The organism is Exiguobacterium sp. s191, assembly GCF_018618955.1.
Classification (GTDB): domain Bacteria; phylum Bacillota; class Bacilli; order Exiguobacteriales; family Exiguobacteriaceae; genus Exiguobacterium_A; species Exiguobacterium_A abrahamii.
The window spans coordinates 24,643-46,400 of sequence record NZ_JACSNC010000003.1 but is presented as its reverse complement, the minus strand read 5'-3'; the positions used below and the strand labels follow the sequence as shown (position 1 = coordinate 46,400).

Sequence of the window (21,758 nt, the reverse complement as noted above, 5' to 3'; positions counted from 1 at the left end):
CACTTCACTCATGGCAACTCAAGCAATGTTTGAACCATTTACATTACCAAACGGTGTGACGCTGAAAAACCGCGTCTTGATGGCACCGATGACGAACTATGCGGCACAAGAGAACGGCGAAGTATCGGATGCGGAACTCGCGTACTATGCAGAACGTTCAGGTGGCGTCAGTGCGGTCATTACAGCATGTGCGAACGTCACGGCAGACGGTCAAGGATTCCCGAATGAGTTCGGTGCGCATCGTGACGATCTCGTTCCAAGTCTGAAGCGACTCGCAAAAACGATTCAAGATAAAGGCGCAAAAGCGATCTTACAAATCTTCCACGCTGGTCGTATGGCACCACCAGAACTCGTCGGTGGGCAAACAGTCAGTGCAAGTGCTGTCGCACCCGTACGTGAAGGAGCAATGACACCTCGTGCGTTAGAGGCAGAAGAAGTTGAAGCAATCGTTGAAGCATTCGGTCAAGCGACACGTCGTGCGATGGAAGCTGGATTTGACGGTGTTGAGATTCATGGTGCGAACACGTACTTGATCCAACAATTCTTCTCACCACATTCAAACCGTCGTGAAGATAAATGGGGTGGCAGTTTAGAAAAACGTCTCGCCTTCCCATTAGCAGTCGTAGATGCAGTCGAAGCCGTCGCGAAACAGGATCCTTCGTTCATCGTCGGATACCGTTTCTCTCCAGAAGAGATCGAAAATCCAGGAATCACACTTGATGATACGATGCGCCTCGTCGATGAGCTGGCGAAAAAAGACCTCGATTACTTGCACGTTTCCGTGATGGACTTCTTCGCAGGTTCAATTCGTGACGAAAATGCAACGACATCACCAATCACGCTCGTCCAAGAACGTGTTGGCGAACAAGTACCTGTCATCGGTGTCGGATCGCTTCACACAGCGGACGAAGTTGAACAAGGTTTGGCTGTCGTTCCAATGATCGCCCTCGGTCGTGAACTGATCATGGAACCGAAATGGGTTGAGAAAGTCGAAGCGGGTGACCTTGCGTCAATCCGGACAGAACTTGATCCAGAAGCACAAGCAGAACTCGTCGTTCCAGATGCATTATGGGCAGGCATCACAAGTCGTCCAGGCTGGTTCCCGATCAAACAAACAAGCAAATAATAGAACAGCATCAAAAAGCACTCTAGATTTCGTGTCTAGAGTGCTTTGAGACTGAAGGTAAAGTGCAATTTTTCTCTAACGAGAAGGATTGCGCTTTTTTGTTCGTCTCGCATCGTTTTCCTGGGACAAGCATCGCGCCGCTTCGCGCCGCTTCGCGCCGCTTCGCTTCGCTGCAGGGTAGCTCTTGCTTGTTTTCCCTAGGAAGCGATGTCGAGTGAACAAAACGCTTCTCTAATCCTTCTTCCGGATATAAAAAAATGACGCGTTACACGTCACTCCTACAGGGAAAAGCGCATTATGTGCTGTCAGAGACAAACGGGCTTGTATCTCGCTTGAGGAAAGGGCGTGAAAAGACGCGTCATTTTTTGGAGTCAGCCCTGTTGTCTACAATCTGAAAGCACTCTAGATTTTGTGTCTAGAGTGCTTTTTTGTTTAATAGGCAACCTGTCCCATCCGAACGCCACAAAACGTATGCAAGGTGACCGGATCCTGTAGATTCGTTCGTTCCAACATATCGTTTAAGAGCAAGGCACAGACGTAGGCATCCTCTTTCGCATCATGGTGCTGGAAAGAGACGTTGAGGAATTCTGCCATCGTATTCAATCGATGGTTTGGCAACCACGGATACAGTTTGCGGGATAATTTGACCGTGCACCCGTACGTAAAAGCGGGCATCTGGTACATATCGTATTTTTGAATCGCTTTTTGGAGCGCCCCCATATCAAATGATGCATTGTGGGCGACGACCAGTTGAGCACCTGCGATTAAATCGTATAAGCCATGTGCTTCCATCGCTTCAGGTAACGTCGGTGCATCGAAGACATCACTCGGACGAATTCCATGAACCCGGATGTTTCCGGCATCGAAGTTTTCTTCTGGATTGATTAAGACCTGTTTACTCTCCGTGACGCGACCGTTAGAGAGAACGGACCAACCAAACGCACAAATGCTTCGGCTATTCCGATTTGCCGTTTCAAAGTCAATCGCTAATGTATACATGCTGCAGACTCCTTTCTGTTATTCACTAGTAACAGAATACATGTTCGTATTATAGAAGTCCATCAAAAAAGACCATCTGCAAGGCAGATGATCTGATATCTCTTCCAGTCACTTCGCGGTGGCGACTTTTTGTTCCTCTGCGACGTATTCCTCTGGTTTAAATAACAGAACGCGATCTTTATAGGCGAAGACAAGGGCCGTTAAAACAGCCATCGCATCAGCAATCGGGAAAGCGAACCAGACCCCGTTGACACCGAAGAACAGGGGTAAAATCAGGACGAGTGGAATCGTGTATAACGTTTGGCGTGACAAGGACAAGAATAAAGCGACTTTTGCTTTGGCGAGCGATTGATACATCCCGTTGACAATCATTTGAATCCCGTAGACGAACGATAGAGCGAATAAGATGCGCATCGCACTCGAGCCTTCCTGCAGCAGTGTTGCTTCTTCCGTGAACAAGCCGACCCAAAAACGGGGGAACAGTTGAATCAGTAACCACAAGCTGATTGATAACGATAAGCCGTAACGGATTGCGAGTTTGATGGCAAGCGACATCCGGCTAAATTGCCGAGAACCGAAATTATACCCAACGATCGGTTGCATCCCTTGTACGATCCCCATGATCGGCATACCGACAAGCGCCATAAACTTATTGATGACCGCAAACGTCGCTAGTTCTGTCGTACCCCCGTACCGGACGAGCATGTGGTTGACGGTGATGAACAAAATCGATTGGGAGACTTGCATGATGAAAGACGATGATCCGATTTGCATCATCCGAAACGTTAAACGGAAATCGGGTTTGAAAGCATGTCGATCGAGTGTTAACCCCGTTTGCCGACGTTTCGTAAAGAAGAATCGGAAAACAAGTGCAGCACCGACGATTTGCGCAACGACTGTCCCGAGTGCAGCACCTTGGATGCCCCAATCAAGACCAAAGATGAACAGAGGTGTCAGGACGATGTTGATGGCAACCGTCGTCAGCATGACGCGCATCTGATAGTTCGCGCGTCCTTCTGCGCGTAACATGGCACTCGACGCCATCGTCAACATGAAGAAAGGAGATCCGATCAAGAGGACGCGTAAGAAATCGATGCTATACGGCATGATTTCATCTGTCGCTCCAAAGAGACGAAGTAACGGTTCGACGAAGATGAAAGCACTGATGATGGCGAGCATACTGATGAAGAAAACTGCTATCAAGACGTTCGCATAAGCACGACTGGCACCATCCGTTTGTTTTTGACCAAGCCGTTGTGATGCAATTGCAGCACCTCCGATACCGATTGAGTTAGCGATCGCCATCAACACGAGCTGGACCGGGAAAGCGATTCCGACGGCGGCGACGGCAGCCGTACCGATACCTTGAGCGACGAAAATCGTATCGACGATATTGTAGAGTGCCGTGACGAGCATCCCGACCATCGCCGGTAAAGAGAGACTAAGTAAGAGCTGATTGACAGGTGCTTCACCCAGGCGGGCAGTATTTTTATTCATGGAAGGAGAGCCTCCTTTTTTAGACAAGTGGTAAGTAGGGTTTTACTCAGAGTAGTCGCTTCTTTGATGAGATGCAAGAAATCACTCTAGTCAATGTGTTTGCTCCATGAAAAAAGGATGCGCCATGAAGCGCATCCGATGGAACTCGTTTTAAGATGGTGTAGGCAAGTACCCTTTCGAGTACTCGAAAGCAATGAATAAAATGGCACCGAGCGCCAAGTAAGCAAGGAGCGTGATCGTTTGTTGTTTTTTCGGCATCTGGTGATACTGGACCGACTCTTCAGCGAGTCGGAGCGGCTCGATTCGCTGATCGATTCGTCGCAACAACGCATCGTAGTCGTTCGCAGCATCATATTGATACCGTAACAGATCGTCCGCTTCCTGACGTGCCTCTTCCGGACTCGCTTGTCGCAAATCTTGTAAATCGAGCCGAAGCGACCAAGCAATCGGGTCGTACGTACTTTCGACCGTTTGTTCTTCCTCCACTTCCGGTGCAAGAGCGACTTCCGCGTTTGCACGTTCTTGCTCCGCCTTTGCGCGTAAGACGCGTTCGCGTGCAGCACGGTATAACATCAAGGTCGATCGGTTCTCTTCATATTGTTTTGCGAACTTATACCGTTTCCAGACAGCGCTACCGCCGAAGAAAGCGATCAAGAGCAGAATCAAGCTGAAGTTCGTGATGCCGTAAGCAATCAAGGCAGCAAGACCCGCAACCCAAACGATGATCGGAAGTCCCGCAAGAATCCGTCCGCCGTCAAGCGGACTGACAGGGAGTAGATTGAAGAGATTTAATAGAGCTCCGAGATGGAAGATGACGAGCCAAAAGTCATTTCCCGTCACAGCGTATCCAATCGCAAGCGGAATCAGGGACACAAGACCCGCGAGTGGTCCACCGTACGCAAGAATCGCTTCTTGTTTTGGTGTCCGGAACGTATCTTTGATCCCGATGACGGCTCCCATGAACGGTACGAAAATCGCGGGACCCGTTTTAAAACCGAGTCGTTTCGCAGCGAGTAGATGTCCCATCTCATGAATGAATAGGAGATAGAGTAATCCGACTCCGAACCAGACACCGAATACTTGAGCGTAAAAGAGAAGCGAAACTCCGAACGAAATCAGAGTGCCTCCAAACTTCGAAAATTTCAATAAGGCAAGGATGACCTTTCCTTTCGTTAAGAGAAAGGCGCCGGCAACAGCAAGTCCACCCCAACGTTTTTTAGCCATCGTGAAATTCCTTCTTTCATCATGTGACGTTCTTCCTTAAGTGTACGACACAAATGTAGAAAAAGTTTCATTTAGACTGCTCGGGAATCAGATAGAAACAACTGCCATCTGGCTGACGCGCTTCACTACCGACCTGAAAATGGTGTGTCGTCGCAAGTGCAGCGGCAATCGACAATCCGAGTCCACTTCCTGAACGATCGCGTGCTGCATCAAGTCGGTAAAATCGGTCAAATAACCGTGCACGTTCTTCGTTCGTTAGAGATGTCCCGCGGTCAAGGACAGCAAGTCGCTCCTTGCGCAGATGTAATTCAGGAGAAGTGGCATATTTCAGGGCGTTATCGATATAAATCGTCAAGATGCGTAGCACCGCTTCGCGATTCGCCCGGATCGTTCCAGAGGCATCAACAGGGATGATCGTCCCTGTCGCGTGATACATCCGATCGGCGAGTTCGCTCCCAAGCTCGGCTAAATCGATCTCTTCAACAGATGTTTCTTCATACCCGAGACGAGACAGTTCGAGCATGGGCTCGATCAAGGTCGTCCGCATCGCATGCGTCTCCTGCAAGATGTGTTCAATCGATTCATCGAGGACGTCCGGCTTCGTTTTTCCCCATCGTTTCAACAATTGTGTATAGCCTTCGATGACGGTCAATGGTGTCTTCATCTCATGCGAGACATCAGCAACGAATTGCCGTTGTTGTTCCATTGTCTGATCGACACGCCCAATCATCTGATTGAAGACATGACCGAGGCGACCGATCTCATCATCGCGTTCGGTCTGCACAGTCTCAAGCGTTCCAGAAGACGAGATCCGTTGCATCGTATCATTCAGTTGTCTGAGCGGGCGGAGTGTCTGATACGCAATCCAGAAGCTACTGATGAACGCGATGACGATTCCGACGACCAACACGATGGTAAAGGTCAAGATGAGTGTCGAGACCGTATCATCGACGCTCTCATCTTCGAACAAATAGGCTTGATCCTGATAGACGATACCGAACCAATCGCCAGACTTGAATGGCTCATTCGAACGTGGAATACCGGGTAGATCACTCGCTTGTACGTCTCCATTAACGGTAGACGAGTCGTCATCCTCTTCATCATTTGAAATGACCCATCGTTCATCTTCGTTCGATAAAACGACAGAATCCTCATGAAGCGTCAGTAATGCTCGGACTGATGAATCATCCTCCATCAATTCCTCCGCCTGTTCAAGCTGCGTATAACGGGATTCAATCAAATGATTGCGGACGACGAAGGTCACGACGATGAACGAAAGTAACAACAAGAGTGTCGTAAAGGCGGTGACGGATAAAGCGAGTTTCGTTCGAAGCTTCATGGCGTCGCCTCCCGTAGCACATAACCCACCCCACGAACGGTCTGAATCAAAGCAGGAGGGTGAGCATCGACTTTTTTCCGAAGGTAACGGATGTAGACGTCGACGATATTCGTCTCGCCGAAGTAATCGTACCCCCAGACGCGATTTAGAATTTGTTCGCGTGTCAGGACATGTTCCTTGTTTTCGAGTAAATACGTCAGGAGTTCGAACTCGCGTGGTGTCAAATCGAGTCGCAATTCGTTGCGGAATGCTTCATGTCGATCAAGGTCGAGTACAAGATCGGCGAACTGTAACGTGCGCGATGCGTTATTCGTTGAAGTCGGGGTGCGGAGTAACGCCCGGATACGGGCAAGGAGTTCCTCCATCTCGAACGGTTTCGTCACATAATCATTCGCACCAAGATCGAGTCCTGCGACTTTATCGTAAACTTCTCCACGTGCCGTTAGCATAATGACGGGGACATGAATACCTTTTCCACGGAGCCTGCGCAACACCTCGAAGCCGCTCAGCTCCGGCATCATCACGTCGAGTAAGACGAGATCAACCGAATGCTCAGCGGCAGCGAGACCATCTTTTCCGTTGGGGGCGACACGTGTCGCGTACCCGGCATATTGGAGTTCGAGTTCAAGGAGGCGTGCGATTTTCGCATCGTCCTCAACGATTAAGATGGTGATTGGCATAAACATCCTCCTTTAATGATCATTCATCGATTTCTGTCACTTCGTCTGACGCGTTTAACTCAAGTTTAACGGAACCGCCGACTCGGATGTCATCATCTTGTTCCATGTTTGATGCACGAGAGTACGATTTTTGCGTACCATTCTGTTCGATGATGATTTCTTGATTCGTTATTTTAGCGAGCGTGCCGCGGACTTCTTGTTCCCGTGCATCGTCACTGTCTTCGTCGCGTGTAGCATTACGAACCTCGTCGTCGTCTTCCCGATCAAGCTCACGGACTTGACCGTCTGCATTCAATTCGATTTTTACGATATCCCCAGATTTCGCAGCATCACGTTCCGCACGATCCGCAATCGCGTAGACCGTCTCTTGTCCATCTTGTTCGAGTGTCAATTCACTTTGTGATAGGGCACGAAGGATGCCGTATCGTTCATTCGCATCATCCGATGAATCATCTGAGCGATTGCCATCGTCCTCTCGGTCATTCCGATCATCTTGATCTTCTCGCTCAAGTTCCGTGATTTGCTGATTTGCATTCAGATCGATTTTGACCCAATCGCCTTCTTGCACGGCTTCGCGTTCGACTGACGAAGCGAAATCAAACGTACGAGATTCACCGTTGACATCGATCGTCATCGAACGATCCGATAGTTTCTGTAATGTGCCTTCGAGTTCCTGATCGTCACGCATCGAAGCTGGAAGCTTTTGTTCGACTTGGCGCGAAGCAGCTTCGACTTTTTGCTCTGCCTGCTGTGAAGTAGTGACCGTCGAGTTGACGAGAGAGTGTCCTGGACCTGTGAAGAGTAGGAACGCACCGGCTCCTGTTAAGACTGTACCCGTTACGGCAAGTGTAGCGATTCCTTTTTTGAAGTGTTTATTCCCTTTATCTGTTCGTTTTGCAGTCATGATGATGTCCTCCTTTAGTAGTGGCTGTTGTTCTTATACATAGAATAACCAGACCACGTGAAAGGAAGCTGAGGAACAGATTAGAATTTGATGAGAATTAGATCGTCTTGATGACTCGGGCTGGATTTCCACCGACGACGCTGTTTGCCGGTACATCCTTGACGACAACACTACCTGAGGCGATGACAGCATTATCTCCGATCGTCACACCGGGATTGATGACCGCGCGCCCACCGATCCAGACGTTATTACCGATGACGACCGGTTTTCCGAATTCATAACCGCTGTTGCGCTCGACAGGATCGAGTGGATGGGTCGCAGTATAGATATGTACTCCTGGAGCAAGCATGCAGTTGTCACCAATCGTGATCGGACAAATATCGAGCAAGACACAGTCGTAGTTGGCATAAAAGCGAGCCCCTAACGTAATGTTGTAGCCATAATCACATTTAAAGGTCGGTTCAATGTAAAAGTCGGCTTGCTCCGTCTGGAATAATTGTTGAAGAAGTGCCTTCCGTTTAGTCCCATCATGAACACTCAATTGATTGAACTCATAACAGAGTGATTGTGCTCGGATGCGGTCAGCTACGAGTTCCGGATCTTGTGCTAAGTAGAGTTCCCCTTGAATCATTTTTTCTTTTTCAGTCATCTGATTCACTCCTTCATCGTTAATACTTTCATTAGACTAAATGGTACCCGGTGATGCAACTGATATCCCGTTAAGATATACGTAAAGGGGGCTGACTCAAAAAAGAGTGACTCGTCTTTTCACGCCCTTTCCTCAGGCGAGACACAAGACCCGCTTTCCTGCTTTCTTCAGCAGGAAAGCGGGTCTTGTTTGTCTCTGACAGCGCAAAAATGCGCTTTTTCCTGTAGGAGTCGCGTGTAACGAGCACTTCTTTTTTTACGAGAAAAGGGTGGCAGATTATCATTCTGCCACCCTGGTCTTTGTAGAAACTGACTTTTGAGTCATTCCCGTCAAATGCAATTCTTATGCTAATTCGATTCCGCCTGTGACACCATAGATTTGCGCTGTAACATAGCTCGCAGCGTCTGAAGCGAGGAAAACATACACATCCGACAGTTCGACCGGTTGACCACTGCGTTTCAGTGGTGTTTCCTGTCCGAACTCTGGAATGTTCTCGCTTGGCTGACCGCCCGAGATTTGAAGTGGTGTCCAAATCGGACCAGGTGCGACGGAGTTGACACGGATTCCTTTTGGTGCGACTTGTTTAGCAAGTCCACGCGTGAAACCGTTGATAGCAAACTTTGTCGATGCATAATCCAAGAGGTTCGCGCTTGGGTTATATCCTTGAACGGATGTCGTCGTAATGATCGAAGCCCCTTCTTTTAAGAGTGGCAAGGCTGCTTTGACGACCCAGAAGAGGGAAAAGACATTGATTTCGTACGTTTTGCGTAGTTGCTCCGTCGACAGGTCGAGAATGTCTTCGACGGCTTGTTGTTTACCAGCGACAAGTGCCAAAATGTCGAGCCCGCCGAGCGATTCGTGTGCTTCTTTGACGAGTTGTCCACAGAACGCTTCATCACTTAAATCACCAGGTAAGAGATATGCTTTTTGTCCCGCTGCTTCAACGAGTGCTTTGACCTCTTCAGCATCCTGTTGCTCTTCCGGTAAGTAGTTGAGCACGATGTCAGCCCCTTCACGAGCGTAGGCGATTGCTGCTGCTCGGCCGATGCCGGAGTCGCCACCCGTAATCAGTGCTTTTTTGCCGATCAATTTGCCAGAGCCTTTGTAACTCTCTTCTCCACAATCGGGAACAGGTTCCATTTTTGCTTGAACCGCTGGTGCGTCCTGATATTGTTTTGGGAAATCGTCATTGAAGTATTGGGTTAACGGATTTTTCGATGCAGCCATGTAAACATTCCTCCTGAAAGTTGGTTTTGGTATAGGGTGTATGTTCCCTCAACAGGTCGGATTAAACGTTTCTGATGATAGTAAATTTGGAAATTGATGGTTTACACTAGAAAAAGAGGAGTGTGAAGAAGATGATTACTGGATTGTATGAAGCTCATTTACCGGTCAAAGAACTCGAACGATCGATTGCCTTTTACGAAAAATTAGGACTTGCATGTGCATTCCAAAATGAACGCGTCGCTTTCTTTTGGATCGAGCATGGCAAGAGTTGGTTAGGTTTATGGAAAGCTGGTCAAGCCGAGTTACCGTATCATCCATCGGTCCGACATGTGGCGTTTCGGATGGAGCAAGAAAATATCGATAAAGCACAGGACTGGTTAAAGGAGAGAGGGATTGAAGTCCGATCCGCCTTTGGTGTAGCGGCAGCCGATCAACCGCTCGTTCTCGATAACCATCCACATGCGCACGCGGCGATCTACTTCGAGGATCCAGATGGAAATTCACTCGAGTTGATCGCACCGTTACGCTTTGACATGGAAATAGTGAATGGCACGATGCCGTATCAAGACTGGCAACATCTATTTGAGACTGAATCGGAGAAAAAGACGATATAACTGGTGTTTTCATTAAAACGATTCGAGACGAACAAAAAAGTGCAATCCTTCTCGTTAGAGAAAAATTGCACGTTGTCTTCAGTCTAAAACAAGCAACGATGATTCGTTGCTTGTTTGATTGATCGTGTAATGCGCTTAGACACGAGCGGATTGACGTTCATTCATCGCTTGCAGAGCTGCTTGGTTCAGCAAGTTCCACGGTTTGTTGTAGTGCGGTTGGAAGAAGAAGTCGACGAAAGCGAGCTCTTCAAGTGTCATATCATTTTGAATCGCGACTGACAGTGTGTTCATCGCCTGTGTCAAATCCACTTTTGAGATGATTTGTGCACCGACGACACGATGGGTTGCTGTCTCGAAGACGAGCTTCAATTGGACGTCTTCGGCTGTTGGCATGAACTCTGGGCGATACGCATCTGTGACCGTCGTGCTGCTCACTTCAAGTCCGAACAAGGGTGCCGCTTCTTCTGTCAAACCAGTCGACGCGATGTTCAAATCATATAGGCGAAGACCTGATGTGCCTTGTGTTCCTTGGTAACGAATCTTTGGTGCGCGTAAGTTTTTACCGATTAATGTTCCCATCCGGACAGCATTCGTTGCGAGTGGAATATAGGCATGTGTCCGAGCTGGATTGTAATAGACGGCACAGCTGTCACCAGCAGCAAAGATGTTTGGGTTGCTTGTCCGCATATAATCGTCAACGATGATAGCACCGTTCGGTAGCATGTCGACCTGTCCTTTTAAGAGTTCCGTACTTGGGCGGAAACCGACACAGAGAATGACGAGATCCGTTTCAAACGTTCCTTTGTCTGTGACGACGTGTGTCACGGCGCCGTTTTCCCCTTTGAAGCTTTGGACGGTTTGTCCGAGTTCGAGGCGAATACCACGGTCTGTCAATTCACGTTCGATGACGTCAGTGAACGAGCGGTCGAGGTATTTGTTGAGAATGCGATCCGCGCTATCGATGAACGTGACGTCTTTTCCGTATGCTTCAAACGCTTCGACGAGTTCAGCACCGATATACCCTGCACCAACGACTGTGATCCGCTCTGCATCTGTTGCTTTTTCAATGATTGTTTGAGCGTGGTGATAGTTTTTACAGAGCTCGATCTGATTCAATTCGATGCCGGGAAGCATCGGAATGATTGGCCATGATCCAGTCGTCATGATGAGTTTATCGTACGTATCGTGAACGACTTCACCAGTCATGAGGTTTTTCGCAACGATCGTTTGGCGTTCACTATCGATTTCAAGTACATCATGTTTCAGACGCATCTCAGCGCCGAGTTCAGCGAGTTCACTTGGTGATGAGTAGAAAAGCGATTCCGCATGTTTGACGACACCACCGACGTGAAGCGCGATTCCACAAGAGAGAAACGATACATTGTCATTCCGCTCATAAACGGTGATCTCGACGTCTTGTTGTGAAGCGAGTTCTTTGACTGCTGCTGTTCCTGCGTGTGTACATCCGATGACTGCTACTTTCATGGGTAAAGTCTCCTTTGTGTTTTGTTTGTGATAAATATCACATTCATTTGATATACTTAGTGTAATCCTTCACAAGGTTGTTTTCAAGTGGTTTGTTCAATGTTGAGCATAACCTTGTCTAAATTGTGAATGAGTGAGCAAAAGTGTTTGGATTATGTGAAGAATGCGTAAAACTGTTTTAGTTACTGAAATTCGGGTTATAATGAAGATAGATTTTTAATGAAGGGGTGGAAACCGATGGATACCGAGAGGACCAATCATCTATTCAGCTTACCTGATTTTTAGCAGTACCGGTCATAACGAACAGACGGTAATGGCTTATAAAAATCAGGGAGAGCGAAAATAGATGAATACCCAAACGGGACGTATAAAACCTCTCCCACGATGTAAACGGGAGAGGACAATAAAACATGAAACGAATCGCAACCATCTTAACCGGGACGCTGATCATGGCGTTCGGTTACTACACATTGAATGAACAGTTCGGATTAGCAGAAGGCGGCTTTATCGGATTATCGTTGCTCGGTCGATACTTTTTTGATATCAATCCTTCGATCTCAATGATCGTGCTCGATATTCCATTTTTCATCGGTGCCTTGTACTTCAAAGGGAAACGTTTCGTCAGCGAAGCGTTACTCTCAGCAGGTGCGTTATCAGTCTTTTATGAGATGTGGCACCGACTCGATTTGTTCCACTTTCCAGAACAGGCTTGGCCAGCGACGCTCATCGCAGCGATCGCTAGCGGAATCGTGACCGGATATGGTCTCGGACTTGTTTTGAAAAGTGGAGCGGCAACAGGTGGAGACGATTTGCTATCGATGGGACTCAGCAAACTGACAGGTCTATCGATCGGGACGATCTTGTTCGGACTCGATGCCATCGTGTTAGTCATCTCACTCGTCTATCTGCCGCTCAGCTTAACGTTATATACGTTACTGGCTGTAGCGATCGCTGGACGTGTCGTTGCTGTCATGACACGGGAGCCTGTCATCGTACCGGCACCTGTCGTACAAAAAGTCACGCAGTGAGACAGATGAATGTCTAACAAAATCATGTATCGGATTCGACATCGTCGAGTCCGATTTTTCAGGTTCATGGATTAGAAAAACGAAAGGAGAAGGATGAGATGATTCGACAAGCACATGCTTCTGAAGCGCAACAGATTGCCCCATTGATTGAGCAAGCGATTCATGAGATTGCTGAGACACTGACGGGAACGACAAAGCGGGAGGAAGTTTTAGAGAGACTCGCGTACTTTGTCGCTGAAACCGGAAACCGACTGAGCCATGAGAACATCCTCGTGAAAATCATCGAGGATGAAGTAGCGGGAATCGTCATTGCGTATGCCGGGACGGATGCGGAACAACTCGACGAACCGATCAAAGACCAACTGAAGCGCTGGACGGGTCAAGACGTCCGGATCGACGTCGAGACGGAAGGTCCGGTCTATTACCTGGATACTTTATCGGTTGACGCGCGTCATGGCGGAAAAGGAATTGGTACGAAACTGTTGCAGGCAGCAGCGGAAGAGGGCGAGAAACGGGGACTACGAGCATTTACCTTAAATGCGGATCAAACGAATGCAGGGGCACAGCGATTGTATCGCCGCCTCGGCTTCGAACCGATTCGGACGATTGAAATCAGCGGCGGTACCTTTGATTATATGGAACGTCGTTACGATACGCAGCAATGAAAAAAACCATGTCGATTTCCACGGTGTCATTCGGGAATCGACATGGTTTTTCGTATGCATGCAGTTGTGCCATCAAGGAGTTAGTTGATACAGCATCGCTTGCGCGTCTTCCGGTTCGTATCGGCTATCACTCGTGAAGCGTGTGACCAGTTTGACGTTTGGTTGCACGCCTTGAGCGTGGAGGCGCTCGAGCAATCGACCAGTCACGTAACTCTGATCGGATTTTGGTTCTGCGTTCCATTTACTGACCGAACCGATCGGAACGATTGCGGCATCCGGTCGTTCGGACTGGAATTGGCGAGCTTCCTCGTCGGTAAAGACTGTCGCGCCGATTGGAAGAGTCGTTACGTAACGTGCTAGTTCAATCGTCGCCGGAGGACGCTTTGCTTGTTCGTTCAACGCGATGCTACCGATCGTCAACTGAACGACTAAAAACGGCAGATACATCCGCAACGGAAGCTGACGGATTGACAAGATGAGTAGCAATAGGACAAGTGGTAAGACGTGACGGGGTTTATCGATATTTTGTCCGAGCCAGACCCAGACGAAATAGAGTCCAGCCGTCGCTCCCCAAGCGACATCGACCGTCCAACGTCTGCGTAAGAATAGTAGCAGGCCAGACACTAGTCCGATCCACGTGCCATAACCGATCCCATGCCAGAAGAGTTGCTGAAGCGTCTGAACAAATCGTTGAACGATAGAAGCGTCATCCGTCTGAGCAGAACCACCCCAATCGGAAAAATGACCGCTGACGAAGCGGAGTGATAATTGAAGAAACGAATAGGGTCCACCGACAGAAAAAGCGACCGGGAGCAACCAAGCAAACTGCGCCAGAACAAGAAGGGCGCACTCGGATAAGAGTTGCCAGTAATCCTTTCGTACCTGCCACAGCAGGACAAGCAACATGAAACCAAACGGCGCGTAGGATAGGCGAGTCGCCATCAGTAAACCGAACAGAAGATACGGAAGCCAGCGACGAATCTGATGCCGTGCGCGTTCGATGCTCCAGCCGTACCAGACGAGTAGTCCGAGGGCGAGCCCATCCGACATCCCTGTCGCAGCGAACGTCACGAGTGAGGCAGTGGAGAGAACGGTAAAGGCAGCGATCAGCCGAGTCGTATCATACGCATGACGGCGAAAGAGCGAGTAAAGTGGCAAGAGCGCACTTGCCAGTCCTAGTGTGGAGACGAGTCCGAGCGCTTTGACAGGTATCATCAGTGGCAGAAACAGGTTGGCAAATAAGATGAAAAAGGGATAACCCGGAAAATGCGGACGTAAATCAGCCAGATCATAATCGGTCACAGCTAACGTGAAGTTCGCAATATCGTAGCTCGCGATGAAGGGACTGACGTAAATGATCCGTAAACCAATCCAGCTACCGATGAATAGAAGCGTGATCCAAAAAAGCGATCTTCCACGCGGACGTGAACGATCGCTTCGGACGGTCAAGAAACCTCCTGTAAGGACTTTGATGACTTCGATGGTTTGTTTTGACGGAGCAACATCCAACCGGCAAAGGCGAAGTAGCCCCACCAAGCGACGACTTGTTCGAGCGATGGGTTATGGCTGTATCCGAACATCGCGGCCATGAACGTTCCGATCTGTCCACTGATCAATGTCGAGTTTCCTGTATCACGCAAGTATTGTACCTGATCGATGTAGTGCTCCGGCATGAAGCCGACAATATTGTATACAGCAGCTGGTGTGCCGTCAGCATTCATCAAAAGACTACCGAGCAAACCAAGATCTTGGAAGCGTCCAATCGTTTGGACGAGCATGCCGGCTGCGATGAATAGAATGAGTACGCCCGTCACTTGGAAGAAGCGTTTGACGGGAATCTTCATAGAGCCGGAAACGAATAAGTATCCGAAGATCAAGGCGAGTAACAGACCGGAAACCGCACCGTAACTCGTCAGTACTTTTTCGATTTCCCCACCTGAGATGGCAGCGAAGAAGAAGACTGTCTCAATTCCTTCTCGAACGATGACGAGGAAGGAGTGGATGATCATCGTGATGGCACTACCCGTCGAGACGGCAGCGGCGACCTTCGCTTGGGAGGCTTTTTGATTCTCTTTCGCTTCCTTCCCCATCCAGAGGACCATGTGTGTCAAGAGAAGGACGGAGACCATCATGATGCCGAGACGGAGATACGTATCGCTTCCGAAGCTCGCAAAACTCGTAAAGACGACTTGGAACAGGAACGCGACACCAAGGCTAGCGAGAAGTGCCAACCCAACACCTGCGTAGACCCACTTTTTATATTGTGGAGCGTTCAATCGATCGAGATAACCCAAGATCAACCCAACGATGAGAACAGCCTCGAGACACTCCCGAAGCGTAATCAAAAACGCTTGAAAATCCATCTGTCTTCCTCCTTATGAGCGGCGTTTCTTCTTCCATTGACCAATGACGACGATAATGATGAGTACGATGACGAGTCCGAGCGCAATCAATTTCCAAATCGCGTCCGTTCCGAACGTTTGACCGAGGAAAGAGTCTTCTTCCGTGAAGACACCTGTTTTTTCTTCACCCGGCAGGACGAAGAGAGGAGTCAACGTATCTTCGATCATCGTAATGTTTTTCGTGAAGGATTCTTCGTCACTCGCTTTTTTCCCGACCCCAAACAGACCAGGATTTCCGAGTGCTTTTAAGGATTCATCAAATGCAGTATACACGTCATCGGATGTTTGTGCATCCTTGCTTTCCTTGACATAAGGTGCGAGCACATCGTATGTCCCGCGGGCTTTCGCGAGTAAGAGTTTCGCTTGACCGAAGTCCTCGAACTGCTCTTCAGCAAAGTGCAAGCGACGTTCGATGTTTTGACGGAGAGCGACGCGGTACGCTTGTTTTGCAGCCTCTGCATCTTCTTGTTCGAGAGCCGTGTCGATCTTCGCTTTCGCTTCAGGGAAATACAGTTTGAATTCTTTATCATAGGCGGCAAGCGTCTCTTTCGCAAGCGCGTAATCCTTGGCATCGAGTTGTTCTTCAAATTGTTTATACGCTTCCGCAAAAGCTTCCTTTCCTGGGTCTCCGTAACTATAAGCGGAAACCGTGGAAGTGCTCACGAACAGTGAGAGCAGGAGGAGCGGTAGCAAAAGAAGGCGTTTCATCCGAGGTGCTCCTTTCGTTCCATGCGTTCTTCAACGCTAAGCTGTGTGATCGGTCGTCGCCACTCCCGGTAAATCGCTGGGAGGACACGTTGGACATAATTCAGACGGATAAAAGACTTTCCTGCTTCCCGGACCCGATAACGGATCGGGACTTCGTGAAGGCGGAAGCCTTTTCGGACGAGATTAAGGGTCAATACTTGTGCATAGTTATAATCGTGAATGATCTCAGCATGGTGACACGCTGCGCGTGAAAAAGCACGCATCCCGCTTTGACCATCATGGATTTTACGTTTTAATAAAAGGCATTGCAACCACGTGAAGACATGATTGCCGATATAGCGATAGAGCCGCATCCCGTCGACGGTACCGAGGAAGCGGGAACCGAATACGTAGTCGGCCTGATCGTGTAAGATCGGTCGGACGATATCCGGAATTTGATCGGCCGGATATTCGTTATCCGCATCAATCATGACAGCAACATCAGCGCCGAGCTCGTAGGACTGGCGGAGTCCTTCCCGGACTGCAGCGCCGAGTCCTTGATTCTGCTCGAACCGATAGACATGTGCGCCGTGTTGACGCGCAATCGTACTCGTCGCATCCACTGAGCCGTCGTCGATGACGAGGATCTCGACTGGAATACCGTCAATCATGTCCGGAATTCGTTTTAAGACGAGCGGGAGCGACACTTCCTCATTGTGGGCTGGTAAAAAGACGATGATCTTCATTTAGACTTTGCCTCCTTGAAGGCTTCTGTCAATAGCACACCACGGCTATCGTGCGGAATGTCTGCCCCTAGGACTTTGGTGATCGTTGGTCCGAGTGACAGGATATGGCGGTGCGTATCCACTTTCAGACCAGCATGAACGTTCTTACCATACATCCAGAACGGAACGAACCGTTCGCCTTCATCCAGGTGACCGTGTCCACCGATTCCGTCCGCTTGACCGTGATCCGCCATGACGATGAGTGTCGCATCCTCGAGTTTACCGAGGCGATCGAGTTCCTCACAAAACTCGGCAAGGAGTGCATCCGCTTCCTCGATTTTTTCGACATACTCGGAATAGAGAGTGCCTCGACTGTGTCCTGTTTGATCCGTTCCGATCAACTGAATCGCGAGCAGATCCGGATCCTCTTCATGGACGATTTGTTTGGCACGTTCTACGATATTTCGATCCGCGACATCGTTATGCATGACTGCTGTGACGGTCCGTACGTCGGTTGAACCGAACGCATCGACGAGGTGGGCGATACCAAGAATCTTACCGGATTTATCGACGACACGGAGGCGATCGAAGACGGTATCCGTTTTAACGCCGGTCGTATTCCAGACCATGTTCGAATGAATGCCGTGATCTTCCGGACGAGCACCGGTGAACATCGAACTGAAGCAGACGACGGTCCGGGCAGGGTAGACGGTCTCCATATTCGTATATTCCGTTCCTTCCTGACGCAATCGTTCGAGGAACGGTGTGTTTGCTGCCATGTAGCGATCTTTACGCATCCCGTCGACAATCAGGACATAGACTTTTTCTGAAGTCGGAAGATTGGCATCTACCGTCATTGCCTCAGGCAACTTCGGTTTCCAGTCGAACAGGTAGTGATGCAGGATCCATGCAAAGACGAAGAGACCAATTGGGAACCAGATGAACGTCATGTCGAGTGTCGACGCGTCACTTGCCGTCCACCAGTACATGAGCAACAAGGCAACCTTAGGCAGTTGCTCCTGCGCGTTACCACTTGTCGAATCACTATTCTTCAGAACGAGTTTCCAAAAACGCGTGAAGTTCGTCCAGCGCGTTCCGATCCGGAGATGATAATAGATCGTTCCCCAGAAAAAAATCGTAAAGAAGAAATAGAGACCTGCGCCATAGGCGAACAAAGGTAAGTAATCTGCATTCGTACCCCGAAGGAACAGCCAAACGATGACCGGGATCCAAAGGTAATTTCGTAAAAATAACGGAAAGTCATAACGCCAAAGCAAGATAAATAAAGGAAGCGTCACGATGAAACCAAGACCAGCTTCTGCGAGTGGCATCTGCGTCCATAAGGCGTACGTCAAGAAGACGCCGATCGTAAAAATGGGTGTGAAGGGTTTTCCTTCATTGAGTAAGTTCCAGGCGCGTGCTGCGACTTTTTCAAAGCGAGAAGCACTTTTCATCGTCTTCCTCCTTTCCAATCAGTGTATTTGAGCTGACGAACCAACAACCGAAGCGTAGCCGGATGCCGAATGAGAACGTACAGCGGAATGAGAAAAGCAAAGGCATATTTAAAGAAGTGCGTCATCAAGGCAACGTCGTACGCATGGGCAACACCGGCTTGCCGTAACACTGTACCCATCGCGAGTTCATACGTACCGAGGCCACCCGGCGTGAACTGAATCACACCGGACAGGACACCGGCACTCATCGCAATCAATGTCGTCGGGAAGGACACATCGATACCTGCTCCGTGCAAGAGGAGGAAGACGGCGAGTGCCTCGACTGCCCAAGCGAGCGTTCCGAACAGAACGAGCGATGGGAGATGCGGGACATGTCGGCGTAACACGAGCAATAACGCGGTCGCAAGGAGCGCGACGAGCAAGACGATTGGGTGAAACAACCAACCGATCAGAATGAAGGTACACAGAACGATCAAGTCAATACTTCGTTGTAAGACGAAGATCGCGCTCGTCTGTTTCCATGGACTTCCGACGGCTCTCGCCGTCACGAGTCGGATCATCTCTCCCAGTTTGACCGGTGAGAGATGATTGATCGTCAGTCCGATATACAGGCTCGACAGGTATACAGCAGTCGGTGCACGTTTGGCATCGGCGCGGCGCCAGGCGACCGCGCGTAAATAAAAGGCGATCGCATACGTCAAGGTCGCAAGGATCGTCCAGGGACTCTTGAATAAAGCTTCAATGTACCGATACGAGACCGGTAACTCCAAGAAAAAACGGAGCAGTAAAAAGATGACAAGCCCGGTAAGCGTCAGATACAGAAACGTTCGAATCAGCGGTTTTGATGCCACGCGATCACCTGCTCCAGTCCAACATCGATCTCGATTGACGGTTGGTAACCGAATGCTTCTTTTGCAGCCGTCGTATCACTCCATGTCATCGTCACGTCCCCACGTCGTGCAGTTTGAGTCTGCACGGGCACATCAAACCGTTGACCGATCCGTTCAGCTAGCGTGCGGACGGAGACCGGCTGATTCGCGCCGAGGTTATACGTCCCGACTGCACGAGCCAGCAACGCCTGTTCCATTCCGCGAGTGATGTCATCGATATACGTGAAGTCACGGATCGTATCACCGAAGACGGTGAGTGCCTCTCCGCGTAATGCCTGTTCGATGAATCGAAACAGCGCCATATCAGGACGACCCGAAGGACCATAGACCGTAAAGAAGCGAAACAGCGTCACGTTTACATCATATAAATGAGCATAAGCATGACAAAAGCTTTCGGCACTATACTTGGCTGCCGCATAAGGACTGGCGACGTGTCCCGTTGCCTGATCTTCTTTCAGCGGACCCGTCTGCTCCCCGTAAACGGAAGAAGAAGACGCGAAAAAGACATGCGGCATGCCATGTCTTTTTGCGGCTTCTAACAAGGTCACCGTCATATCGATGTCCTCACGAATATAGTGATGCGGTTCCTCGAGCGAACGCGGAACACCTGGAAGAGCTGCGAGATGGAAGACGGCGTCGAACGATGTCTCCATCCAGGCGTCGAGATCGTGATGAACGTCACCCGTCGTAACGATAACGCCGGCACGTCTTAGTTCATCTGCTCGTTCTTCTTTTAACTGGACATCATAGTAGTCCGTGAAAGCATCAAGGACATGGACGGTATGGTGCTGCTGGAGCCGGAGGGCGAGGGCGGCGCCAATGAAGCCGGCACCTCCTGTGATTCCGATATTCATCTTATCCCTCCGTTTCCATTTCCTTCTTAGTTAAGTGGTTCGAGTGCGTCTGTGATCCGTTCGCCTGTCGTTTCGGCCTTGACGTCGCCTTTTTCGACGAGTGCGAACCATTCGTTTGCGTCTATTGCGACTTGTGCTGCTTTGTCCTTGCCAAGACGATTCTCAAGCGTCGGTTTCATCGCAACGACGAACATGTTCGCTTCCATTGCTTCTGCACGTGCTGTATCGACGTCTTTCTTCTCGATCGCTTCTTGTGCCTCTTCATGATACCCGTCGACTTTTTCCGTCAACGCTTTTGCGAACAATCCTTCGATTTCTTTGTAAGAGACATCAGCTGGTTTTGTTTTCGAGAAATCATAGCGCTCTTTCAGCGTTTTGACAGCTTCTTCGTCTCCACCTGCTAACGATTCTTCGATCGCGAGGAGGAAGCCATATCCTTCTGCCTGCTCCATTTGTAATTCTTTTTCATCCGTACCGGCTTTGACGCCATCCTCGATTTTTTGTGCATAACCGAGTGCAGCTAAATAGAAGGAACGATAAATCGATTTATCCGTCACTTGTTTCGCAACATTGAAATCACCGAGTTCTTTCGCGTCGATGGCTTCTTGCTGAGCTGCAAGACCTGATGTGATCGCTTGAGCGATGGCGTCTTCGTTTTTGAAGCCGTAGCTCGCGTCCCGTTTTTCAGCTGTCGGAATGAAGACGGTCTTCGCCATCGCTTCAACATCCTTGAGTGCTTCCGTTGCAGCTTCCGGTTTACCAGCTACGAGTGCTTCTTCAGCTTTTGCTTGTGTTGCTTTTTGTAATTTATAGAAATACGATTGTAGACCTTTATCCACGAGTTGACGAGCGATGTTCTCATCGAGATCCTTCGCTTCCACACCTGCTAAAGCAGACTGGATGACTTGTTCGATTTCTGGTGCTGTCGTCTCGACACCACCTTTTAGTTTCGATTCATAACTTGTCGTGACCATCTTCCAATCGATCGCTTGTCCTTCTTTTGCTTTGTCGAGTTCTGTTTTGATTGAGCTGAAGATCGTCAATTCATCTGTCAGTGTCGTTGCAGCGATCCCCGCATCTGCTGATTTTGTTTCGGTCGACTGTTCCGTTTTCTCTTTTTTCGGTGCAGTCGTATCCGTTTCATTCGAACCGCAGGCAGCCAAGATACCGGCTACCATGAAGATTGAAGCTACTTTTAAACGTTTTTTCATAATCGTGATTCCCCCAGAAGAATTAATAAGACGTTTTCCGTCATGTAGTCGTTTTCACAAATCTAACTATAGCGAGAATAATTCTCATTGTCAATTGA

Annotated in this window: 21 protein-coding genes; 4 read left to right on the top strand and 17 right to left on the bottom strand. The window is 49.2% G+C overall.

Annotated features, from left to right (window positions below):
- The first annotated feature begins 10 nt into the window (after positions 1-10).
- Positions 11-1,126: an NADH-dependent flavin oxidoreductase gene (locus KNQ09_RS13560; RefSeq protein ID WP_058265686.1), complete on the top strand. Its 1,116-nt coding sequence runs from the start codon at positions 11-13 to the stop codon at positions 1,124-1,126.
- A gap of 432 nt (positions 1,127-1,558) precedes the next feature.
- Here KNQ09_RS13560 and KNQ09_RS13555 read toward each other — a convergent pair whose 3' ends face one another.
- From KNQ09_RS13555 to KNQ09_RS13520, 8 genes are all read right to left on the bottom strand, one after another.
- The gene (locus KNQ09_RS13555; RefSeq protein ID WP_053452136.1) at positions 1,559-2,125 is read right to left on the bottom strand and encodes a 3'-5' exonuclease; all 567 of its coding nucleotides are present in this window, start codon (positions 2,123-2,125) and stop codon (positions 1,559-1,561) included.
- Positions 2,126-2,233: 108 nt separating this feature from the next.
- Positions 2,234-3,622, bottom strand: a complete 1,389-nt coding sequence (locus KNQ09_RS13550) for an MATE family efflux transporter (RefSeq protein ID WP_214858814.1) — start codon at positions 3,620-3,622, stop codon at positions 2,234-2,236.
- Positions 3,623-3,772: 150 nt separating this feature from the next.
- Positions 3,773-4,846, bottom strand: a complete 1,074-nt coding sequence (locus KNQ09_RS13545) for a site-2 protease family protein (RefSeq protein ID WP_058704417.1) — start codon at positions 4,844-4,846, stop codon at positions 3,773-3,775.
- A gap of 67 nt (positions 4,847-4,913) precedes the next feature.
- On the bottom strand, positions 4,914-6,185 hold the full coding sequence (locus KNQ09_RS13540; RefSeq protein WP_214858813.1) for a sensor histidine kinase: 1,272 nt from the start codon (positions 6,183-6,185) through the stop codon (positions 4,914-4,916).
- Complete coding sequence (locus KNQ09_RS13535) at positions 6,182-6,865, bottom strand: response regulator transcription factor (protein WP_214858812.1); 684 nt, start codon at positions 6,863-6,865, stop codon at positions 6,182-6,184. The genes KNQ09_RS13540 and KNQ09_RS13535 overlap by 4 nt, the downstream gene beginning before the upstream one ends.
- A gap of 19 nt (positions 6,866-6,884) precedes the next feature.
- Positions 6,885-7,769, bottom strand: coding sequence for a hypothetical protein (locus KNQ09_RS13530; RefSeq protein ID WP_251138210.1), 885 nt, complete (start codon positions 7,767-7,769; stop codon positions 6,885-6,887).
- Between the two features lie 97 nt (positions 7,770-7,866).
- Positions 7,867-8,418 (bottom strand): maltose acetyltransferase domain-containing protein, encoded by a 552-nt coding sequence (locus KNQ09_RS13525; protein ID WP_035395634.1) that lies wholly within the window; start codon positions 8,416-8,418, stop codon positions 7,867-7,869.
- Between the two features lie 342 nt (positions 8,419-8,760).
- A complete protein-coding gene (locus KNQ09_RS13520; RefSeq protein WP_029342871.1) occupies positions 8,761-9,645 on the bottom strand; it encodes an SDR family oxidoreductase in 885 nt (294 codons plus the stop codon).
- Between the two features lie 131 nt (positions 9,646-9,776).
- Between KNQ09_RS13520 and KNQ09_RS13515 the strand changes: the two genes are divergently transcribed.
- On the top strand, positions 9,777-10,259 hold the full coding sequence (locus tag KNQ09_RS13515) for a VOC family protein (RefSeq protein ID WP_214858811.1): 483 nt from the start codon (positions 9,777-9,779) through the stop codon (positions 10,257-10,259).
- Positions 10,260-10,394: 135 nt separating this feature from the next.
- Here KNQ09_RS13515 and KNQ09_RS13510 read toward each other — a convergent pair whose 3' ends face one another.
- The gene (locus KNQ09_RS13510; RefSeq protein ID WP_058713917.1) at positions 10,395-11,744 is read right to left on the bottom strand and encodes an FAD-dependent oxidoreductase; all 1,350 of its coding nucleotides are present in this window, start codon (positions 11,742-11,744) and stop codon (positions 10,395-10,397) included.
- A gap of 410 nt (positions 11,745-12,154) precedes the next feature.
- On the opposite strand from KNQ09_RS13510, the gene KNQ09_RS13505 reads away from it, so the two are divergent.
- The gene (locus KNQ09_RS13505) at positions 12,155-12,772 is read left to right on the top strand and encodes a YitT family protein (RefSeq protein WP_064300662.1); all 618 of its coding nucleotides are present in this window, start codon (positions 12,155-12,157) and stop codon (positions 12,770-12,772) included.
- 98 nt (positions 12,773-12,870) lie between these two features.
- Positions 12,871-13,437, top strand: coding sequence for a GNAT family N-acetyltransferase (locus tag KNQ09_RS13500; RefSeq protein WP_214858810.1), 567 nt, complete (start codon positions 12,871-12,873; stop codon positions 13,435-13,437).
- A 72-nt stretch (positions 13,438-13,509) separates the two neighbouring features.
- On the opposite strand, the gene KNQ09_RS13495 is transcribed toward KNQ09_RS13500, so the two are convergent.
- Genes KNQ09_RS13495 through KNQ09_RS13460 form a run of 8 tightly spaced genes read right to left on the bottom strand, consistent with a single transcriptional unit; the run spans position 13,510 to position 21,660 of the window.
- Positions 13,510-14,946 carry a hypothetical protein gene (locus tag KNQ09_RS13495; protein ID WP_251138209.1) on the bottom strand — a complete coding sequence of 479 codons (1,437 nt, stop codon included), beginning with the start codon at positions 14,944-14,946 and terminating at the stop codon, positions 13,510-13,512.
- Positions 14,883-15,800 carry an FTR1 family iron permease gene (locus KNQ09_RS13490; protein WP_023469651.1) on the bottom strand — a complete coding sequence of 306 codons (918 nt, stop codon included), beginning with the start codon at positions 15,798-15,800 and terminating at the stop codon, positions 14,883-14,885. The genes KNQ09_RS13495 and KNQ09_RS13490 overlap by 64 nt, the downstream gene beginning before the upstream one ends.
- A gap of 12 nt (positions 15,801-15,812) precedes the next feature.
- On the bottom strand, positions 15,813-16,547 hold the full coding sequence (locus tag KNQ09_RS13485) for a hypothetical protein (RefSeq protein ID WP_251138208.1): 735 nt from the start codon (positions 16,545-16,547) through the stop codon (positions 15,813-15,815).
- The gene (locus tag KNQ09_RS13480; RefSeq protein WP_214858809.1) at positions 16,544-17,272 is read right to left on the bottom strand and encodes a glycosyltransferase family 2 protein; all 729 of its coding nucleotides are present in this window, start codon (positions 17,270-17,272) and stop codon (positions 16,544-16,546) included. Before KNQ09_RS13480 ends, KNQ09_RS13485 begins: the two co-directional genes overlap by 4 nt.
- Complete coding sequence (locus tag KNQ09_RS13475; RefSeq protein WP_214858808.1) at positions 17,269-18,705, bottom strand: alkaline phosphatase family protein; 1,437 nt, start codon at positions 18,703-18,705, stop codon at positions 17,269-17,271. Before KNQ09_RS13475 ends, KNQ09_RS13480 begins: the two co-directional genes overlap by 4 nt.
- Positions 18,702-19,556 carry a lysylphosphatidylglycerol synthase transmembrane domain-containing protein gene (locus KNQ09_RS13470; protein WP_214858807.1) on the bottom strand — a complete coding sequence of 285 codons (855 nt, stop codon included), beginning with the start codon at positions 19,554-19,556 and terminating at the stop codon, positions 18,702-18,704. The genes KNQ09_RS13475 and KNQ09_RS13470 overlap by 4 nt, the downstream gene beginning before the upstream one ends.
- On the bottom strand, positions 19,538-20,449 hold the full coding sequence (locus KNQ09_RS13465; RefSeq protein WP_214858806.1) for an NAD-dependent epimerase/dehydratase family protein: 912 nt from the start codon (positions 20,447-20,449) through the stop codon (positions 19,538-19,540). The genes KNQ09_RS13470 and KNQ09_RS13465 overlap by 19 nt, the downstream gene beginning before the upstream one ends.
- Positions 20,450-20,475: 26 nt before the next feature.
- Positions 20,476-21,660 (bottom strand): hypothetical protein, encoded by a 1,185-nt coding sequence (locus tag KNQ09_RS13460; RefSeq protein WP_214858805.1) that lies wholly within the window; start codon positions 21,658-21,660, stop codon positions 20,476-20,478.
- Between the last annotated feature and the right edge of the window lie 98 nt (positions 21,661-21,758).

Bases quoted from the DNA above. Each gene is read 5' to 3' on its own strand.
- KNQ09_RS13560 (WP_058265686.1), top strand. From the start codon at position 11: ATGGCAACTCAAGCAATGTTTGAACCATTTACATTACCAAACGGTGTG.
- KNQ09_RS13555 (WP_053452136.1), bottom strand. From the start codon at position 2,125: ATGTATACATTAGCGATTGACTTTGAAACGGCAAATCGGAATAGCCGA.
- KNQ09_RS13550 (WP_214858814.1), bottom strand. From the start codon at position 3,622: ATGAATAAAAATACTGCCCGCCTGGGTGAAGCACCTGTCAATCAGCTC.
- KNQ09_RS13545 (WP_058704417.1), bottom strand. From the start codon at position 4,846: ATGGCTAAAAAACGTTGGGGTGGACTTGCTGTTGCCGGCGCCTTTCTC.
- KNQ09_RS13540 (WP_214858813.1), bottom strand. From the start codon at position 6,185: ATGAAGCTTCGAACGAAACTCGCTTTATCCGTCACCGCCTTTACGACA.
- KNQ09_RS13535 (WP_214858812.1), bottom strand. From the start codon at position 6,865: ATGCCAATCACCATCTTAATCGTTGAGGACGATGCGAAAATCGCACGC.
- KNQ09_RS13530 (WP_251138210.1), bottom strand. From the start codon at position 7,769: ATGACTGCAAAACGAACAGATAAAGGGAATAAACACTTCAAAAAAGGA.
- KNQ09_RS13525 (WP_035395634.1), bottom strand. From the start codon at position 8,418: ATGACTGAAAAAGAAAAAATGATTCAAGGGGAACTCTACTTAGCACAA.
- KNQ09_RS13520 (WP_029342871.1), bottom strand. From the start codon at position 9,645: ATGGCTGCATCGAAAAATCCGTTAACCCAATACTTCAATGACGATTTC.
- KNQ09_RS13515 (WP_214858811.1), top strand. From the start codon at position 9,777: ATGATTACTGGATTGTATGAAGCTCATTTACCGGTCAAAGAACTCGAA.
- KNQ09_RS13510 (WP_058713917.1), bottom strand. From the start codon at position 11,744: ATGAAAGTAGCAGTCATCGGATGTACACACGCAGGAACAGCAGCAGTC.
- KNQ09_RS13505 (WP_064300662.1), top strand. From the start codon at position 12,155: ATGAAACGAATCGCAACCATCTTAACCGGGACGCTGATCATGGCGTTC.
- KNQ09_RS13500 (WP_214858810.1), top strand. From the start codon at position 12,871: ATGATTCGACAAGCACATGCTTCTGAAGCGCAACAGATTGCCCCATTG.
- KNQ09_RS13490 (WP_023469651.1), bottom strand. From the start codon at position 15,800: ATGGATTTTCAAGCGTTTTTGATTACGCTTCGGGAGTGTCTCGAGGCT.
- KNQ09_RS13485 (WP_251138208.1), bottom strand. From the start codon at position 16,547: ATGAAACGCCTTCTTTTGCTACCGCTCCTCCTGCTCTCACTGTTCGTG.
- KNQ09_RS13480 (WP_214858809.1), bottom strand. From the start codon at position 17,272: ATGAAGATCATCGTCTTTTTACCAGCCCACAATGAGGAAGTGTCGCTC.
- KNQ09_RS13475 (WP_214858808.1), bottom strand. From the start codon at position 18,705: ATGAAAAGTGCTTCTCGCTTTGAAAAAGTCGCAGCACGCGCCTGGAAC.
- KNQ09_RS13465 (WP_214858806.1), bottom strand. From the start codon at position 20,449: ATGAATATCGGAATCACAGGAGGTGCCGGCTTCATTGGCGCCGCCCTC.
- KNQ09_RS13460 (WP_214858805.1), bottom strand. From the start codon at position 21,660: ATGAAAAAACGTTTAAAAGTAGCTTCAATCTTCATGGTAGCCGGTATC.